Below are 18,349 nucleotides of genomic sequence, written 5' to 3'. Positions count from 1 at the left end.
GTTTTTCGAAATGATTTAAACTTCACTTTCTTTTTTTCGATGTTCAAACATGCTCATAAATAAAAAGGTACTCATTTTTCTGGCACGTCTTTTTAGTGTTTCCACATTTTCTCCTTCAAAATGCTCTTCGAGAGTTTGAAACCAATAATTTAACCAAATTCCGAATTCATTTGCAGTAATCTTGCTTCCAAAATGTTCATCAACTTCGTTATGAACTGCATGCGGATTTCCCTTGTATTTTTTAACGGCAAACAAATTAGTTTCCCAAAAATCAGTCAACTTTTCAAGATGTGCGTCCCAATCATGAATCATCGTATTAAAATAAAAGCCGATTTCCTTATCGGCTCTTATTTTATCATAGAATTGATGGACCAGAAAAGAGAGATCAGTTCTGTTTTCTATTTGTTTTTTCACAATAATAATGTGTTTACAAGAATAAATACTACACTTAAAATTGAACTTAGAATCAAAAGGTTGAAAACTACTTTGTGTTTCATTTGTGCCAAAATGGAAGTGTTTACAAAGATACAGGCCAAAACAATCACTGCCAGCTGTACCATTTGAAGCAATGAAGTTCCGTTTGCCAAAACGTACATTGCTGCAGCGCCTCCTAAACAGCTTTGTCCAATTACAGCCATTGCTGCAGAACCCATATAATTTCTATTGAAAATGTCGAATGTTGTTTGATATAGTGTCATGATATTCAGATTTTTATATCACAAAGGTACATCCGCTTTACAGCTCCATTTTATGATTAAAATCATAAAACGAGAACTTTTTTATCTGTATACTTTTCGATTAATTATCTTCAATTCACCTTTTTTTTCCAAAGCTTTAATAGCTCTGATAACCGTTTCTACACGTAAACCTGTCAAATCGCCAATCTGCTGTCTGGTAAAATTGATTAAATATCCGTTTTGATCTTTTTCAAAATTAAAATAAGTAATTCCGTGATCGATCAATTTTAAAACTCGATGTTCGGGTTCATGTGTAGAAATTTCTGCCGCCATGACCGATTTATAATACAAACGCTGTGCAAGATTTTCAATTATTTTAATACTAATTGCTGCGTTTTCTTCGAGAAGTTTCATGAAGTTTGATCTTGAAAGAAGAAAAATCTCACTGTCTGTAACCGCAACAGAATTGGCAGGATATTTTTGGTTTAAAAACAATGGCGGTTCTCCAAAAGACTGCTCTTTGTAAAATATTCCCTGAATAAATTCGCGGCCGTCGTCATTGTAGTTACTCATTTTGATTTCGCCGGAAATTATCTGATAATAATGTGTAGGCAGATTTCCTTCTTCAAAAATGATTTCACCCTTTTCGAAAGACTTTTTTGCGGCACCGTATTTTTCTAATAATTCCGGGGTAATCATATTTGGTTTGTTTGGTTATTAACAGATACTTTACAAATATAATTCATTCAAAATAGTTCTTCAACGTTAAAAACTTTTTACTTTTACAGCCGTTATGGAGCAAAAAATACTTACCATTCACCAACAAATTTTAGATGCTAAGAAAAATGGTCAAAAGTTATTGGCCATACTTCTGGATCCTGATAAAATTGTTTGGGAAAATTTAGATCATTTATTATTAAAAATAAACCAGTCTCCGGCTACACATATTTTTGTAGGCGGAAGTATTGTTCAAAGTACAATTCTGGAAGATTTAATTGCGCAGTTACAACAAAAAACAAATCTGCCGGTTATATTATTTCCGGGCGACCCGTCGCAGATTTCTCCACAGGCAGATGCTATTTTGTTTCTGTCCTTATTATCAGGCCGAAATCCGGATTATCTAATAGAATATCAGGTTCAGGCTGCACCAATTCTCAAAAAAACAAATCTTGAAGTTATTTCAACAGGATACATTTTGATAGAAAGCGGCAATGAAACCGCAGTGGCACGCGTTAGTAAAACGGAACCGCTTAACCGCAAAAATTTTGATCTGGCTCTTGCAACAGCACAAGCCGGAGAAATGCTCGGGAATAAATTAATTTATTTAGAAGCCGGAAGCGGTGCAAAAAAGCCAGTTCCTTTGGAAATGATAGCTTTAATTGCTCAAAATATAGAAATTCCTGTAATTGTTGGAGGAGGAATTGTAGATTTACACGGAATTAAAAAAGCCTACAAGGCTGGTGCCGATTTAGTAGTTATAGGGACTGCTTTTGAAAACGACAGTCATTTTTTTGATTCATAAAATATAACAGCCAGCAATACCACAAAAATGATTGATTTTTTTCTTAATAGTTATAAAAATGCTCCATTATGGCATATTGCTTTGGAGTTTCTGGTGTTTGTTTTCGGAATTTTAAGCGTCTGGTTTGCCAAAAAAGAAAATATCTGGGTGTATCCTACGGGATTAATTGCCACGGTAATTTCTGTATATCTTTTATACATTGCAGGTTATATAGGCGATATGATCATTAATGGATATTTTTCTATTATGAGTATTTATGGCTGGTATATTTGGGCAAAAGGCGGAACCGTCGAAGATAATCTGCCCATTACCCGTACATCTTTTAATGAAAAAATAATCGGAATCTTACTGTTTATTGTAACCGTTTTTGTAGTTTTCGGCATTTATAAATATTTCGGTTACGAAATTCATCCGGACAATTATGTCGATATGGTTTCATCCGGAATATTTTTCGCAGGAATGTGGTACATGGCCAGAAAAAAAATAGAAAACTGGACACTTTGGATTATTGGTGATATTATTGTTGTGCCTCTCTACGCATATCGTGGTTTAGGGATGCTGTCACTTCAGTATTTAATTTTTACAATTTTGGCTATTTCAGCTTATTTAGAATGGAGAAGAATCTTAGACAGCAAAAAACAACCATCATAAAAATTGCTTTATTTGGACCTGAAAGTACAGGGAAAACAACTTTAGCAAAACAACTTGCAGATTATTACAAAACCGAATGGGTTCCGGAATTTGCACGCGATTACCTGCAAAAAAAATGGGAACAAAACCAGCATGTTTGTACGGTCGATGATATGATGCCTATTGCATATGGCCAAACAGCATTAGAGAACGAAAAACTTGCCGAAGCCCATAAGTTTCTGTTTTGCGATACCAACTTAATGGTGACGAAGGTTTTCTCTGAGGTTTATTATGGATTTTGCGATCCGCTTTTAAATGAAGCCGCATTAGAACATAACTATGATTTGTTTTTCCTTACAGATATTGATGTTCCATGGGAGAAAGATGATATAAGAGATACGCCGGAAGGAAGAGAAACTGTATTTTCAGTTTTTAAACAAACTTTAATCAATACCAATAAACCATTTATAACTTTATCAGGCGATAAGGAAAGCCGTTTAGCAAAAGCAACAATGATTGTAGATGCATTGGCAGCCTTTAAGGAAAAAGGGTTATCGTCTCAGGATTTTGTAGAAATCTATAATCATGGAATACCGTTTGAAAATATTTTAAAACAACTAAAAATATTTAAAAAAGGAATTGCAAAAAGCAACTTAATAAGTCCGGCCACTATTAATGATGGAATTTTAAGTTTATCTGAAAATGATTTTAAAGAGAAAGCTTCTTTTTTTGATCTTCAGAAAGAGAAATTAAAAATTAAAAAATTTGTTCCTGCTTCTGGTGCTGCAACCAGAATGTTCAAGTTTTTAAGTGCTTTTCTGAATGATTTTGATATTCAAAAAGAAACGATAAACGCTTATATAAACAGAAAAAACGATAAAGAACTAGCCATCTTCATTATCGGGATGGATAAATTTCCTTTTTTTGAAACGGTTTACGAAAAGTTAAAAGAAATTTATCCTGATTTTGACACTCTGGAACGAGATTATAAAAATTACTATTTTATAAAATTATTATTATCTCAGGAATATTTCAACTCTGCAAACAAACCTAAAGCAGTTTTGCCATTTCATTTGTATAAAACACATATTGCGAATCCAATTGAGGAACATTTAAATGAATGCGTGCATTATGCAACATCAAAGAATGTTTCAAATCTGCATTTCACAGTTTCAGAAATTCATCAGGATTTATTTGAAAAAGCAGTGGATGAGGTAAGGGAGAAAGTAGAAAAACCTTCCGGGACAAAAATTAACATTGGATATTCTTATCAAAGTAAAAGCACAGATTCTATTAATGTTGATGCAAAAAACAAAGTTGTCAGAAATGCAGCAGGAAATCTGATTTTCAGACCAGGCGGACACGGCGCTTTAATCGAAAATCTAAATAACCTTGATTCAGATATTATTTTTATTAAAAATATAGACAATGTAATTCAAAATCATATTGATCAAATTACCCTTTATAAAAAGGCTCTGGGAGGTATTTTAATTGAAGTACAGCAAAAAGTTTTTGGTTATTTGAGTGCTATCGAACACAATCAGATAAATGAAAATAATCTTCAGGAAATTGCTGCGTTTTTAACGCAAAAACTTAATATCAAAGTGACTAAAGATTTCAATAAGTTTACTTTTGAAAATAAAATTGCAAAAATCAAAGATTTACTGGACAGACCAATTCGGGTTTGCGGAATGGTAAAAAACGAAGGCGAACCGGGCGGAGGACCATTTTGGGTAATGAATGATAAAGGAGAAACTTCTCTTCAGATTGTTGAAACATCACAGGTTGATTTAGCAAATAAAAAACAGCTTGAAATTTTAGAAGAAGCAACACATTTTAATCCGGTTGATTTAGTCTGCGGAATTAAAAATTATAAAGGAGAAAAATTTGATCTTAAGAAATTTGTAGATCAAAGATCCGGATTTATTGTAGAAAAAAGTGTGGAAGGAAAACCAGTAAAAAGTTATGAGCTTCCGGGATTGTGGAATGGTTCAATGGCCAATTGGTTAACCGTTTTTGTAGCCGTTCCGTTAATTACTTTTAATCCGGTGAAAACCGTAAATGATTTACTAAAACCTGCACATCAGCCACAATAATGGACATTGATAAAATCATATCAGAATTAAGTTTTAAAGCTGTTAGAAGCAGTGGCGCCGGTGGACAAAACGTCAACAAGGTTTCTTCAAAAGTTGTTTTGACTTTTAACTTAAATACATCACAAGCATTATCTGAAGAGGAAAAACTGCTTTTGCAAACCAATATTGCAGCTCGTTTAACATCTGAAAATATACTTGTTTTAAATTGTGACGAAGACAGAAGCCAGCTTAAAAATAAAGATATTGTTATAAAACGATTTTTAGAGATAATTAAAAAAGGTCTATATGTTCCTAAAGTTCGAAAAGCAACAAAAGTTCCGAAAGCGGTAATCAAAAAAAGGATTAAGGATAAAAAGAATATCTCTGATTTAAAACAATCTAGAAGAAAACCTAATGTAGATTAAAATTTTAAATTCCAAAAAATGACATGTATAATATTGTTTTGGAATTTGGAATTTGATTTTTGGAATTTTTAACATTACATTTGCATTGTCTCAAAGGGGTGCTCTAAATAACGAGCTGAGATCATACCCAAAGAACCTGAGCGAGTAATGTTGCTAAGGGAAAACGACAATTTCGAGCGTGCACACTTTATTTTGTCGTGAAACACATTTATTAATTTAACAAAAGAATAATTCCCCCTTTTATTCGTAATTTTTTACGAATGAAAACAAATTTTTTAGGTGCTAAGAAGCCAATTTACAAAGGTTCTAAGTTGTTTAAAGCAACAAGGATAAAACCTGTTTTCTTTATTTTATTCTCTATTTTCTTTACTCTATTCTCTTTCGCGCAAGAGCAGGATTCAACCAAAGTTAATCAGCTTGATGATGTTTTGGTTTCTGCAGTTCGTGTTACTTCAAAAACTCCGGTTACTTTTAGTAATATGGACAAAAAAGAAATTAAATACAGAAATCTGGGTCAGGATATTCCGGTTTTAATGAATTATCTGCCGTCAGTAGTCACAACTTCTGATGCCGGAGGCGGAATAGGCTATACCGGAATCAGAGTCCGCGGAAGCGATGCTACAAGAGTTAATGTTACCATAAACGGAATTCCGTACAATGATGCTGAAAGCCAGGGAACTTTTTGGGTAAACATGCCTGATTTTGCTTCTTCTGTAGAAAGTCTTCAGTTACAGCGCGGAGTGGGAACTTCTACAAATGGTTCGGGCGCGTTTGGAGCGAGTTTAAACATGCTGACAGATAATTATGCATCTAAAGCAAATGGAGAAATTTCGAATTCTTTCGGAAGTTTTAATTCACATAAACATACCGTAAAGTTTAGTACAGGTTTACTAAATGATCATTTTGAAGTTGCGGGACGTTTATCTGTATTAAAATCTGATGGTTATGTTGACCGTGCAAGTTCTGATCTGAAATCTTATTTTCTGCAGGGAACTTATGTTGGAAAAACAACTTTAATCAAAGCTTTAGTTTTTGGCGGAACAGAAAAAACATACCAATCCTGGAACGGAATTGACGAAGCAACTTTAAACTCAGACAGAACTTTCAATTCTGCCGGAATGTACACAGACGAAGCCGGAAATATTCGTTTTTATGATAATGAAACAGATAATTATCAGCAAGATCATTATCAGTTACACTGGAGCGAATCTTTATCAGATAAATGGAGTACAAATTTAGCTTTGCATTATACTAAAGGAAAAGGTTATTACGAAAATTACAAAGAAGATGCGTCAATGGCTGATTATAACCTTAATCCGGTTGGAGCAATTGAAACAACCGATTTAGTGCGTCAAAAATGGTTAGACAATGATTTCTACGGAACAACTTTTTCGGTAAAATACAAAGATGAAAAACTGGATGTTATTTTTGGCGGAGGCTGGAATAAATATGAAGGAGATCATTTTGGAAAAGTAATCTGGGCCAGATATGCGTCTCAATCAGAATTGGGAGATCACTATTACGATGATTTTTCTACTAAAACAGATGGAAATGTTTTCGCAAAAGCAAATTATCAGCTGACAGATAAATTAAGTTTCTACGGAGATTTGCAATACAGAAATGTGAAGTACAAAGCAGATAGTTATGAAACTGGAGTTGTTGATGATAATTTCAATTTCTTTAATCCAAAAGCAGGTTTGAATTTCGAAATCAATCAAAAAAACAATCTTTATTTTTCATACGCACGTGCGAATCGTGAACCAAACAGAACGGATTATGAAGGAGGAAATGTAAAACCGGAGAAATTAAATGACTTTGAATTGGGATGGAGATTTAATTCGGAGAAATTTCAATTAAATTCTAATTTCTACTATATGGGATATAAAGATCAGTTGATTTTAACCGGAAGGTTAGATGATGTTGGAGCGCCAATTCGATCCAATACAGATAAAAGTTATCGTTTAGGATTTGAATTTGATGCCGCGATTTCACTTTCAGAAAAATTCATTCTTCGACCAAATTTCACTTTAAGCAGTAATAAAAATGTTGATCTTGCCGTTGAAGGGCAAAACTACGGCACTACCAAAATTGCGTATTCTCCGGAAGTTATTGCAGGAAATATAATTGTTTACAGCCCAATTGAGAATTTACACATTTCATTATTGCAGAAATATGTTGGCGAACAATACATGAACAATATAGAATTGCTGGAAGCCAAACTGGCCGACTATTTTGTAAACGATTTAAATGTTTCTTTTGAAATAAAACCAAAATCTGTTTTTAAATCAATAATGATTACCGGTTTGGTAAATAATATTTTAGACAAAAAATATGTTTCAAACGGAGCCATGTGGGATATATATCCTTATTATTATCCACAGGCAGGAATTAATTTCTTAGCCGGATTAACACTGAAATTCTAAAATAAAAAAGCCTGAAAGTAATTTCAGGCTTTTTTATTTAATTGTAAACGTGAATTACGGTTCCGTTTACCTGTACTTTATATTGTTTTAGAGGATATTCTTTTCCGCCAAGTCCGGTAAATAAACTATAAGAAGTTTTATCGCAAGAGCATACTGCATTTATACCATCGATTGTCATTGCATTGCAAGAACTTATATCCTGATTAGGACAAGCAGCGTCATAAGCATTATAAGTATTTCCGGCATTAAATATTATAATTCCTTTTGCTCCGTAATTTGGAACAATAACTCCATTACTTACAAATTTCAGATTGGAATAAGAAGGCAGGTTCATGTCTACAGACAAATTAACGTTGTAATTTGGAATGTAAGGATTATTATTACTGCGTTCGCTGTCGCTGCAGGAGAAAAGCACAGAAACAAAGAGAATTAAGAGCCAGAATTTTTTCATTATTTTAATAAGAATTAGTTAAACAAAAATAATTTATTTAGATTTGATTTTTATATGATTAACATATAATTATGTACTATTAAAAATAATAGTATATTTGTAATACAAAATCCCGTCCCGATGGGATTTTTTCTATTTATATAAACGATGAAGTTATGAGTAAAGTATCTTATTATACCGCTGAGGGGTTAAAAAAATTAAAAGATGAATTGGAGCATTTAAAAAGTGTAATGCGCCCAAAGGCATCTCAAGATATAGCAGATGCAAGAGATAAAGGAGATTTGTCTGAAAATGCAGAATATGATGCGGCAAAAGAAGCGCAGGGTTTATTAGAAATGAGAATTGCAAAACTGGAAGAAGTGTATGCAAACGCAAGATTAATCGATGAATCTCAATTAGATGTTTCAAAAGTTTTGGTACTTTCTAACGTAAAGATTAAAAACCAAAGCAACGGAATGGAAATGAAATATACACTTGTTGCAGAAAGTGAAGCCGATTTAAAAACAGGAAAAATCTCTGTAACATCTCCTATTGGAAAAGGTTTACTAGGGAAATCTGTTGGGGAAGTGGCCGAAATAACGGTTCCTAACGGAATATTGAAATTTGAAATTCTGGAAATCAGCAGAGAATAGTTAAAAAAGTTTAATCGGTTAATCGTTAATTTGTTTAATCGATTCAATAATTAAACGGTTAAACAAATTAACGATTAAACGGTTAAACAAATTAAACAAAAAAAAATGGCATCAATATTCACTAAAATAGTAAACGGAGAAATTCCGGCTTATAAAATTGCTGAAGATGAGAATTATTTAGCGTTTTTAGATGTAAATCCAAATGCTAAAGGACATACGCTTTGTATTCCTAAACAAGAAATCGATAAGATTTTTGATATGGATGAAGAACTTTATCTGGGTTTAATGAAGTTTTCTAAAAAAATCGCAGCCGCACTTGAAAAAACGGTTCCCTGCAAAAGAATCGGAATTGCGGTGGTTGGATTAGAAGTGCCTCACGCACACGTACATTTGATTCCGTTAAACCACATGGATGAAATGCGTTTTCAAAATAAAGTTTCTCTTTCAAAAGAAGAATTTGAAGCTTTAGCAAAAGACATTCAAGGAAATCTTTAAAATAACTGTCAGGCTGAGCGAAATCGAAGTCTTGCCAATATAAAAAAAACACCAATTCAGATTGTTGAAATTGGTGTTTTTTATTTTAAATAGAATTAATTATTTTATAAATAATCTGAAAAGTTGTTCCTTTTCCAATTTCAGAATGTAAAACCTTAATTTTTCCGTTATGATATTCTTCAACAATTCTTTTAGTTAAAGAAAGTCCAAGTCCCCAGCCGCGTTTTTTGGTCGTAAATCCGGGTTCAAAAATGGTTTTGAATTGTTTTTTAGAAATCCCGCTTCCGGAATCTTTTACATTTATTTTTACATAATGAGAATCCTGTTCAATATGAAGGTCCAGATTTCCTTTTCCTTTCATCGCATCAATAGCGTTTTTTATCAAATTTTCTATCGTCCAGCTGTGAAGTGTAGGATTAATTAAAGCAAAAATCTGTTGTTCCGGAACCTGATAAGAGAATGAAACCTGTTTAGAAAAACGAGATTGTAAATATTCAAACGTATGTAACGTTTCTGCAATAATATTACGTGGTTCCAGTACCGGAACCGACCCAATTTTAGAAAAACGATCTGTAATAGTCTGCAGACGTTCAATATCTTTTTCGATTTCAGAAGTTATAGACTGATCGATTTCTTCTGTTTTCAAAATTTCAACCCAGCCGATTAATGATGACAAAGGCGTACCAATTTGATGTGCGGTTTCTTTTGCCATTCCCGCCCACAATTTATTTTGTGTTGCCATTTTGGTGCTTTTGTAAAAATTATAGATCAAAGCACCACATAAAAAAATAATCAGTAATAAAGCAACAGGATAATATTTAAGTTTATTCAGCAAAGCCGAGTTTCCGTAATACAACTGTTGATATTTTCCCGGAGCATATTCAAAAGTTATAGGTTCATTTTCACTTTTTAAATTTTTAAGGAAATTTTTTAATTTTTTCTTGTCATTCAGAATCTCATCTGGAACGTTTTTAGAACTCACAACGTTATCATAAAGCATTACTATGGCAGGAATTGAAGTGTTGTTACTGAAAATTTCAAGAGGAAGATCTACATCGGTGTTTTCATCTGCATTAACGATGGTAATTTGAGCATTCGCAAAAAGGTTCATTTTCAAACGCTCTTCATTTTTAAAGATCTGGAAAAAAGTATAAGTATTCCAAAGAATCAAAGTTATGATTGAAAAGGAGATAACGATTATTGCCCAACGAGTTGTATTTCTACTTTCAGAAAAACGCATAAACTAATTTTTGAGGTATAAATATAACGAAATAAACACATTTTATATTTTGTAAATCTTTAAAAGATTTTTGCTTTTATCTTTAAAACTATTTCATTGAATTGAACGATTTCTATACTTTTGTATAACCGAAAATGAGGTTCGGTTAAAGAATAAAATTATGATTAGCATCAATCCTAAAGAAATACCAACGGCTCAGTTACACGCTTATCTGCAGAGTTCCGTAGGGCCAAGACCTATTGCTTTTGCAAGTACAATAAGTGAGAAAGGAATACCAAATTTGTCACCTTTCAGTTTCTTTAATGTATTTAGTGCTAATCCGCCAATTTTGGTTTTTTCGCCTTCTCGACGTGTTCGTGATAATACTGTAAAACATACTTTAATTAATGCTGAAGCCACAAAAGAGGTTGTAATAAACGTTGTAAATTATAATTTGGTACAGCAGACTTCATTAGCGAGTACAGAATATGGAGAAGGTGTAAACGAATTTATAAAAGCTGGTTTAACGCAAATTCCGTCAGATTTTGTAAAACCATATCGTGTAAAAGAATCGCCTGTACAATTTGAGTGCAAGATAACGCAGATTATTCCGTTAGGAACAGAAGGAGGAGCCGGCAATTTGATTTTATGTGAAGTCGTAAAAATTCACATTCACGAATCCATTCTGGATGAGAACGGAGCAATTGACCAGCATAAAATAGATTTGGTTTCAAGACTGGGAGGAAATTGGTATTCACGATCGAATCAGGGACTTTTTGAAGTGCCAAAACCATTAACAACTTTAGGCTTTGGTGTAGATGCAATTCCAAATTTTATAAAGGAAAGCTCTGTGTTTAATGGGAATGATCTTGGAAAACTGGGAAATATTGAAGCCTTGCCTACAACAGAAGAAGTTAGTATATTTGTGAAAGAAAATTTTTCTGTAAAAGGAGTTTTAAGCTCAGATGATCAGGAAAAAGTCCACTTGGAAGCCAAAAAATATCTAAATAAAGATGATATCGAGTCTGCTTGGAAAGTGCTTTTAGCTAAAAAATAAGAATAGAAATAATAATTAATTATAAACGAAGATGGAAGTTATAGGAAAAGTAAAAGTGGTTAATCCTGAGCAGCAAGTTAGTGCTTCATTCAAAAAAAGAGAATTAGTAGTTACTACAGATGAGCAGTATCCACAGCACATTTTAATCGAATTTACACAAGATAAATGCGATTTATTAAGCAGCTATAAACAAGGAGAGGCAGTAAAAGTTTCTATCAATTTAAGAGGAAGAGAGTGGGTTAATCCGCAAGGAGAAACAAGATATTTCAATAGTATTCAAGGCTGGAGAATCGAAAGATTAGCACCGGAAGGACCTGCACAAACGCCTTCAGTTCCTGCAGCAGAAGCTTTTGCTCCGGCAACAAATTTAAACGAAGACGAACCAGACGATTTACCGTTCTAAGAAGTTTAAATTCCAAAAAAATAAATTCCAAATTCCAATTCATTCAACTGAATTTGGGATTTGGAATTTTTTGTATACGTTACCACTGTCAAAGTTTTAAACTTTGAAAAGGTTCGCTTTGAGTTTTGGAATTTGGACACGAGCGATAGCGAACTGACGAAGTAATTTAAAAATTGATAATTTTAAGAAATGTATTTTATATTTGATAATCTATATTTTCCGCCAGTTTCAGAAGCTGATGATGAAGGAATTCTGGCGGTTGGCGGAGACCTGAGCCCTGAACGATTAAAACTTGCCTATAGCAGCGGAATTTTCCCGTGGTTTAATGAGGGAGAATCGATTCTTTGGTGGGCGCCGGATCCTCGTATGGTTTTATTTCCGGATGAATTAATCATTTCAAAAAGCATGCGTAATATTTTGAATCGCAATATGTTCACTGTTACTTTCAATACCTCTTTTAAAGATGTAATTTTGAATTGCCAGAAAATATTACGTGAAGGTCAGGACGGAACCTGGATTTCAGATGAAATGATCGAAGCATATTATGAACTTCATAAACAGGGAATTGCAAAATCTGTTGAGGTATGGCAGGATGAGGTTTTAGTGGGCGGCTTATACGGAATAGATCTGGGTCATGTTTTTTGTGGTGAAAGTATGTTTTCTAAAGTATCAAACGCTTCAAAAACAGGTTTTATATATTTGGTAAACCATTTAAAGAAAGAAAATTACAAACTATTGGATTGCCAGGTGTATAATCCGCATTTAGAAAGTTTAGGCTGTCGCGAAATTGATCGTGAAGAATTTATGTCCATTTTAAAAAGTAAATAAAAATGAGTGCAGTTCATGTTGTAAAAGAAATCTACATTTATCCAATAAAAAGCCTGGCTGGTATAAGCTGTAAGTCTGCGTTGGCACAGGAAATGGGTTTTGAAAACGATCGCAGATGGATGTTAATTGATGAAAATAATCAAATGATTACCCAAAGGGAACATCGAATTATGAGTCAGTTTTATCCGGAGATTTCAGAGGGAAAGATCAGCATTACATTTCAGGAACAAAAACATCAATTTGCTGTTAATGAGCATTTAAAAAATTCAATAGAAGTGAATGTTTGGGATGATAAAAGCGAAGTTGTTGAGGTAAGTACTGAAACTTCAAAATGGTTCAGCCAGCATTTGGGTTTTAAATGTAAACTGGTCAAAATTATAAAAAGCGGCGATCGAAAACATGAAAGTTCAAAACTAAAAGAAACTTTCAATGTAAGCCTGGCAGATGGTTATCCGTATTTGTTAATAGGAACCGAAAGTATGAATTTCTTAAATGAGAAATTAAACGACAAAATTACTGTTTTAAGATTTCGTCCTAATATTGTAATCAGCAGCGAAACGGCTCACGAAGAAGATGATTTCGAAACTTTTACAATTGGCGAAGTTCAGTTTAAAAACGTAAAACCATGCGGAAGATGTATTATGGTGAATAATGATCCTCAAAACGGACGTTTAAAAAAAGAACCTTTAAAAACTTTAAGTACATACAGGGTCGTCAATAATTCTGTTTTGTTTGGAACTAATATTGTGAGTTTGAATTCAGGAAATATTAAAGTTGGGGATCCTCTTGTTTTTTAAAAATTAAGCTTCGTAAAGTTCCAGTTTAAAGTATTAAAAATGATTAATTCATTTTTTAATGTAGGAAGTTCTAAAATTAATTTCAGTGTTTCATGCGCCATCATATTTCCAATAATTCCGGGTAAAGTTCCCAAAACACCGTTCAAATTACAATTTGGAACATCTTTTGGATCTGGGATTTCCGGAAATAAATCACGTAAATTTTTACTTCCATTTTGATTGAAAACTGCAATCTGGCCTTCAAATCTCAGAATGCTTCCATAAACTAAAGGTTTTTTTAGCTGAACACAAGTATCATTTACAAGATAACGTGTTGTAAAATTATCAGAACCATCCACAATTATATCATATTGATTAATGACTTTTGACGCATTTTCTAAAGTCAGTTTCTCAGTAATAGCCTGAACATCGATAAGCGGATTTAATTTTAAAACAACTTCTTTGGCAGCTATAGCTTTTTGCCGGCCAATTTGATTTTCAGTATATAAAATCTGCCTGTGAAGATTGTGAATTTCAATGATATCAAAATCCATAATTCCGATAAAACCAACTCCTGCAGTTGCTATATATTGTAAAACAGGACAGCCCAAACCGCCAGCGCCAATTACTAAAACTTTTGCTTTTTTTAGTTTTTCCTGACCTTCATCGCCAATTTCAGGAAGAATGGTTTGGCGATTGTAACGTAAAAATTCCTTGATAACACTCATTTATTTGATTTTGGATTTGTGATTTTAGATTTTAGATTGATGAATGCGATTTGAAAATCTAAATTCTGAAATCTGAAATATAACTTCTGTCCCAGTCTTTCCAAACCGGTTCATAACCTGCATTTTTTATGATTTTTGAAATCTCATCTGCCGAGCGTTCATCACAAATTTCGAATTGTTCCAAAGATTGGGGATCAACTGCATAACCACCCGGATTTGTTTTAGAACCGGCACTCATACTGGTAACGCCTATTGGAATAATGTTGTTTCTGAATTTTTCATTTTCGCGTGTTGAAATTGAGATTTCTAAGTCTTGATTCCATAAACGATACGCGCAGATTAATTGTGTTAAGTCTTTGTCGTCCATAATAAAATTGGGTTCGATAATTCCTTCGGCAGGGCGGAGGCGGGGAAAAGAAACCGAATATTTCGTCTGCCAGTATTTCTTTTGCAAATAATCTAAATGGAGAGCGTTAAAAAAACTATCAGTTCGCCAGTCTTCTAATCCTAATAAAACTCCCAAACCAATTTTGTGAATTCCGGCAGTTCCAATTCTATCCGGAGTTTCAAGTCGATAATCAAAATTTGATTTTTTGCCTTTTGTATGATACTTTTTATAAACTTCCTGATGATACGTTTCCTGGTAAACCAAAACAGAATACACACCGGCGTTGTGCAAACGCTCATAATCTTCTGTAGAAAGCGGCTGTACCTCAACAGAAATGATTGAAAATTGATCTCTGATTAAAGAAATTGCATTCAGGAAATAGTTAATATTTACGGTATAATTGGCTTCACCAGTAACCAGTAAAACGTGGTCAAAACCTATATTTTTTAATGCTTCGACTTCGAGTTTTATTTCAGAATCAGAAAGTGTTTTCCGTTTAATTTTATTATCTAGACTAAAACCGCAATAAGTACAAATGTTTTGACATTCATTACTTAAATACAAAGGCGCATACATTTGTATCGTTTTTCCAAAACGGATTTTGGTAATTTCGTGGCATTTCTGTGCCATTTCTTCTAAATAATCCTGTGCAATTGGAGCGAGCAAAACCAGAAAATCATCGAGATTGAGTTTGGTTTTGGCCAAAGTACGTTCGACATCTTTTGATGTAGTTTTATAAATTCTGGATTGAATTTCATTCCAATTATATTGTTCGAAAATAGATTTGAATGTTTTCATAGTTTTTGATGTTTAACCGCAAGCGTGTTATAACGCAAGGTTGTAAAGCTTTGTGCCCTTTGCTTTCTTTCCGGTTAAATTATTATTCATATAAAAAAGCAGTCAAAGGACTAGAAGCTGAAGCGTAATTTTGCTGAAAACCAACTCTTGCTTCAAAAGCTCTTCTTCCTGCTGTAACCGCTTCTTTAAAAGCTTCGGCCATTAATTTTGGATTTCCGGCAACGGCAATCGCAGTATTTACCAAAACGGCGTCGGCACCAATTTCCATTGCTTTTGCAGCGTCAGACGGAGCACCAATCCCGGCATCTACAATAACAGGAACATTACTTTGTTCAATTATAATTTCCAAAAAATCGATAGTTTTTAAGCCCTTATTACTTCCAATTGGTGATCCTAAAGGCATTACGGCAGTTGTTCCGGCATTTTCTAAATGTTTGCATAAAACAGGATCAGCATGAACATAGGGCAAAACAAAAAAACCGAGTTTAGCCAATTCTTCCGTGGCTTTTAAAGTTTCAACAGGATCGGGCATTAAATATTTAGGATCAGGATGAATTTCGAGTTTTACCCAATTGGTTTCCAGCGCTTCGCGGGCTAATTGTGCTGCAAAAACGGCTTCTTTTGCATTTCTGGCCCCAGACGTATTGGGCAGTAAATTAATATTGGGGTGTTGTAAATGCGATAAAACGGCATCGGTTTCAGTTTCTAAATCAATCCGCTTTAGCGCGACCGTTACCAATTCACTTTCAGAGGCTAAAATGGCATTTTCCATTTCCTCATTTGATCCAAACTTTCCGGTTCCTAAAAATAAACGTGATTTGAAGCTTTTATCTCCAATATTAAGCAATGACGTTGGCATATAATTTTTCGTTTAATTGTTGAATTAAAATTTTCTTTTCGGTACTTTCTGTAATGATTCCCGAAACAGCAACTCCATGAATTCCAGTCTCCATCAACGGATTTATATCTCTTAATGTTATGCCGCCGATTGCATAAACAGGAATCTCAATTTTATTTTTTTTCATTTTTTGAAGAATCTCAAAATAGCCGGATAAACCCAAAATCGGACTCAATTTTTCTTTTGTAACAGTATATCTAAATGGCCCCAAACCAATATAATCACATCCATTTCTGACATGATTTTGAATGTCTTCAAAAGTATTGGCCGTTCCTCCAATGATTTTTGATTTTCCTAAAATGCTTCGCGCTTCATCGATTTTCATATCAGATAAACCAAGATGGATACCGTCTGCGGCAATTTCCTGTGCCAGATAAAGATTATCGTTTACAATAAAAGTGGCCAGATATTCTTCGCATAAAAGTTTTACTGCTTCTGCTAAAGCAAAGCTGTTTTTTTCGGTTTGGTTTTTAAATCGCATTTGTATCCAGTCGCAGCCGAAATCCAAAGCCTGATGAATATTATACAATTGCTCTTCGATTGTATTTCCCTGTGAAATGTATTGCAGTTTATGATACATAATGATATCCAATTAAAGTTGATGTTGAAGTCAGGTATTTTTCAATATAAATTTTAGCGTTTGTACAAGCTTCTTTTATAGATTGGTTTAGTGACAAATTAGAAGCTATTGCGGCAGAAAGCACGCAGCCGGAACCATGTTTTTCAAAACATTTTTTATCTGTTGGAAATAAATCCAAAACTTCATTTTGTAGAAATAAACGGTCAGTTCCAATTGCCGGTTGGTTATGTCCGCCTTTTAATAAAATATCGACAGGAATCTCATTTTCTAACCTAATATCTTTTGAAATAAATCCGGGAAACAGTATTTCAATTTCATTATAATTTGGTGTAATCAAATCAATTTTTGACAGGATTTTATTTAAACCGACACGATCTTTAATATCCATAAATTCAAATTTTGTACTGGACTTTAAAACCGGATCCCAAACAATTTGTGTGAATGGAGAAAGCCGTTTTATAGTCGAAACAATTTGGTATAAATCATCTAAAGAGGAAACAATTCCAATTTTAACGGCATTAATTTTATAACTTAAAAATAAAGTTTCAACAGACCGGAGAATAAAGCTCAACTCTGTCCATTGGATTTCACAAAATGTATTTTCGGTCTGAATGGTATTTGCGGTTGAAATCGCAAAACCAGTTATTTTGTGCTGTTCAAATGTTTTGATGTCAGCTAAAATTCCTGCTCCTCCGGAAGGATCTAAACCTGCGATTGTAAGTGCGAAAGGACGATCTGCTGACATAATTTAAATTGTTTTAGCGGGTTTTCATTATTCCATATAGTTCCTAAAAGGGCCGCATTATCAAAACCATTTTCAAGAGTTTTTTTAATGTTTTCAGCGTCAATTCCACCTAAAGCAATAACTTTTGTCTGGTAATTTGTTCTTAATTTTAATGCTTCAAAAAGATTTGTTTCCGGCTGATAATTTTCTTTTGAAATACTTTTAAAAACAGGACTTAGAAAAGCATAATTAAAATCATTTTCTAAAGAATTAAAATCTTCAATTGAATGTGTTGATGTTGATTTATAAGTATAAGATTTTGAAAACCCTGAAGAAAAGTCTTGCGTATTTTTTCTTTCTTTTTCAGAAAAATGGATTTTAGTAATTCCCAGGTCTTCTGCTAATTCATGATAATGGTGTAAAACCAGATTGGCCCTAAATTCTAATTTTATCTGATGAATGTATTTTGCCATTTCCAGTTTAGAAAAATCAGGTTTCCGAATATGGAGTAAAGCCAATCCTTCTTCCAGTAAAGCATGAAGAATAGCTGTTTCATTTTTAATAGCAAAAGGATTTGTAATCACAATCATATCTTTCATCTAGATTCTATATTCTCTTCG

At 33.4% G+C, this 18,349-nt stretch carries 22 protein-coding genes; 11 read left to right on the top strand and 11 right to left on the bottom strand.

The genetic code is table 11. The annotated features are described in order from the left end of the window. Window positions 1-15: 15 nt before the first annotated feature. From ASE21_RS04055 to ASE21_RS04045, 3 genes are all read right to left on the bottom strand, one after another. Entirely contained in the window at window positions 16-414 is a 399-nt protein-coding gene (locus ASE21_RS04055) for a group III truncated hemoglobin (protein ID WP_057121287.1), read from the bottom strand. Continuing rightward, window positions 411-698 carry a hypothetical protein gene (locus tag ASE21_RS04050; protein ID WP_057121286.1) on the bottom strand — a complete coding sequence of 96 codons (288 nt, stop codon included), beginning with the start codon at window positions 696-698 and terminating at the stop codon, window positions 411-413. The genes ASE21_RS04055 and ASE21_RS04050 overlap by 4 nt, the downstream gene beginning before the upstream one ends. Window positions 699-779: 81 nt before the next feature. Further along, window positions 780-1,376 (bottom strand): Crp/Fnr family transcriptional regulator, encoded by a 597-nt coding sequence (locus tag ASE21_RS04045; RefSeq protein WP_057121285.1) that lies wholly within the window; start codon window positions 1,374-1,376, stop codon window positions 780-782. A gap of 94 nt (window positions 1,377-1,470) precedes the next feature. Between ASE21_RS04045 and ASE21_RS04040 the strand changes: the two genes are divergently transcribed. The 5 genes from ASE21_RS04040 (at window position 1,471) to ASE21_RS04020 (ending at window position 7,752) form a co-directional block, all read left to right on the top strand. Continuing rightward, complete coding sequence (locus ASE21_RS04040) at window positions 1,471-2,199, top strand: geranylgeranylglyceryl/heptaprenylglyceryl phosphate synthase (RefSeq protein WP_057121284.1); 729 nt, start codon at window positions 1,471-1,473, stop codon at window positions 2,197-2,199. A gap of 27 nt (window positions 2,200-2,226) precedes the next feature. Then, on the top strand, window positions 2,227-2,850 hold the full coding sequence (pnuC, locus tag ASE21_RS04035) for a nicotinamide riboside transporter PnuC (RefSeq protein WP_057121283.1): 624 nt from the start codon (window positions 2,227-2,229) through the stop codon (window positions 2,848-2,850). Continuing rightward, on the top strand, window positions 2,811-4,925 hold the full coding sequence (locus ASE21_RS04030) for a DUF4301 family protein (protein ID WP_057121282.1): 2,115 nt from the start codon (window positions 2,811-2,813) through the stop codon (window positions 4,923-4,925). Before pnuC ends, ASE21_RS04030 begins: the two co-directional genes overlap by 40 nt. Continuing rightward, a complete protein-coding gene (gene arfB, locus ASE21_RS04025; protein ID WP_057121281.1) occupies window positions 4,925-5,329 on the top strand; it encodes an alternative ribosome rescue aminoacyl-tRNA hydrolase ArfB in 405 nt (134 codons plus the stop codon). The genes ASE21_RS04030 and arfB overlap by 1 nt, the downstream gene beginning before the upstream one ends. A 260-nt stretch (window positions 5,330-5,589) precedes the next feature. After that, a complete protein-coding gene (locus tag ASE21_RS04020; protein ID WP_057121280.1) occupies window positions 5,590-7,752 on the top strand; it encodes a TonB-dependent receptor in 2,163 nt (720 codons plus the stop codon). A gap of 37 nt (window positions 7,753-7,789) precedes the next feature. On the opposite strand, the gene ASE21_RS04015 is transcribed toward ASE21_RS04020, so the two are convergent. Next, window positions 7,790-8,203, bottom strand: coding sequence for a Rieske (2Fe-2S) protein (locus tag ASE21_RS04015; RefSeq protein ID WP_057121279.1), 414 nt, complete (start codon window positions 8,201-8,203; stop codon window positions 7,790-7,792). Window positions 8,204-8,358: 155 nt separating this feature from the next. Here ASE21_RS04015 and greA point away from each other — a divergent pair, with 155 nt between their 5' ends. Beyond that, window positions 8,359-8,835, top strand: a complete 477-nt coding sequence (gene greA, locus ASE21_RS04010; protein ID WP_057121278.1) for a transcription elongation factor GreA — start codon at window positions 8,359-8,361, stop codon at window positions 8,833-8,835. Between the two features lie 105 nt (window positions 8,836-8,940). After that, window positions 8,941-9,330: an HIT family protein gene (locus ASE21_RS04005; RefSeq protein WP_057121277.1), complete on the top strand. Its 390-nt coding sequence runs from the start codon at window positions 8,941-8,943 to the stop codon at window positions 9,328-9,330. Between the two features lie 85 nt (window positions 9,331-9,415). On the opposite strand, the gene ASE21_RS04000 is transcribed toward ASE21_RS04005, so the two are convergent. Then, window positions 9,416-10,570: a sensor histidine kinase gene (locus tag ASE21_RS04000; protein ID WP_057121276.1), complete on the bottom strand. Its 1,155-nt coding sequence runs from the start codon at window positions 10,568-10,570 to the stop codon at window positions 9,416-9,418. 160 nt (window positions 10,571-10,730) lie between these two features. On the opposite strand from ASE21_RS04000, the gene ASE21_RS03995 reads away from it, so the two are divergent. The 4 genes from ASE21_RS03995 to ASE21_RS03980 all read left to right on the top strand — a co-directional run bounded on the left by ASE21_RS03995 (window position 10,731) and on the right by ASE21_RS03980 (window position 13,634). Further along, on the top strand, window positions 10,731-11,606 hold the full coding sequence (locus ASE21_RS03995) for a flavin reductase family protein (protein WP_057121275.1): 876 nt from the start codon (window positions 10,731-10,733) through the stop codon (window positions 11,604-11,606). 31 nt (window positions 11,607-11,637) lie between these two features. Next, complete coding sequence (locus tag ASE21_RS03990) at window positions 11,638-12,009, top strand: DUF3127 domain-containing protein (protein ID WP_057121274.1); 372 nt, start codon at window positions 11,638-11,640, stop codon at window positions 12,007-12,009. 189 nt (window positions 12,010-12,198) lie between these two features. After that, window positions 12,199-12,837: a leucyl/phenylalanyl-tRNA--protein transferase gene (gene aat / locus ASE21_RS03985; RefSeq protein WP_057121273.1), complete on the top strand. Its 639-nt coding sequence runs from the start codon at window positions 12,199-12,201 to the stop codon at window positions 12,835-12,837. 2 nt (window positions 12,838-12,839) lie between these two features. Further along, window positions 12,840-13,634, top strand: a complete 795-nt coding sequence (locus ASE21_RS03980; protein ID WP_057121272.1) for an MOSC domain-containing protein — start codon at window positions 12,840-12,842, stop codon at window positions 13,632-13,634. On the opposite strand, the gene ASE21_RS03975 is transcribed toward ASE21_RS03980, so the two are convergent. The 6 genes from ASE21_RS03975 to ASE21_RS03950 form a co-directional block, all read right to left on the bottom strand. After that, the gene (locus ASE21_RS03975) at window positions 13,631-14,341 is read right to left on the bottom strand and encodes a HesA/MoeB/ThiF family protein (protein WP_057121271.1); all 711 of its coding nucleotides are present in this window, start codon (window positions 14,339-14,341) and stop codon (window positions 13,631-13,633) included. The genes ASE21_RS03980 and ASE21_RS03975 overlap by 4 nt on opposite strands. A 58-nt stretch (window positions 14,342-14,399) precedes the next feature. Beyond that, window positions 14,400-15,527, bottom strand: coding sequence for a 2-iminoacetate synthase ThiH (gene thiH, locus ASE21_RS03970; RefSeq protein ID WP_057121270.1), 1,128 nt, complete (start codon window positions 15,525-15,527; stop codon window positions 14,400-14,402). Between the two features lie 82 nt (window positions 15,528-15,609). Beyond that, window positions 15,610-16,386 (bottom strand): thiazole synthase, encoded by a 777-nt coding sequence (locus tag ASE21_RS03965; RefSeq protein WP_057121269.1) that lies wholly within the window; start codon window positions 16,384-16,386, stop codon window positions 15,610-15,612. Further along, window positions 16,367-17,005, bottom strand: coding sequence for a thiamine phosphate synthase (locus ASE21_RS03960; RefSeq protein WP_057121268.1), 639 nt, complete (start codon window positions 17,003-17,005; stop codon window positions 16,367-16,369). The genes ASE21_RS03965 and ASE21_RS03960 overlap by 20 nt, the downstream gene beginning before the upstream one ends. Beyond that, window positions 16,995-17,750, bottom strand: coding sequence for a hydroxymethylpyrimidine/phosphomethylpyrimidine kinase (locus ASE21_RS03955; protein ID WP_057121267.1), 756 nt, complete (start codon window positions 17,748-17,750; stop codon window positions 16,995-16,997). Before ASE21_RS03955 ends, ASE21_RS03960 begins: the two co-directional genes overlap by 11 nt. After that, entirely contained in the window at window positions 17,708-18,328 is a 621-nt protein-coding gene (locus ASE21_RS03950) for a thiamine phosphate synthase (protein ID WP_242410218.1), read from the bottom strand. The genes ASE21_RS03955 and ASE21_RS03950 overlap by 43 nt, the downstream gene beginning before the upstream one ends. Window positions 18,329-18,349: the final 21 nt, after the last annotated feature.

Origin of the sequence: Flavobacterium sp. Root901, assembly GCF_001429765.1 — a bacterium.
In the GTDB taxonomy this organism is placed as follows: Bacteria; Bacteroidota; Bacteroidia; order Flavobacteriales; family Flavobacteriaceae; genus Flavobacterium.
Note: the sequence above shows the minus strand (reverse complement) of the source record. Positions and strands in the feature narration are given on the sequence as shown.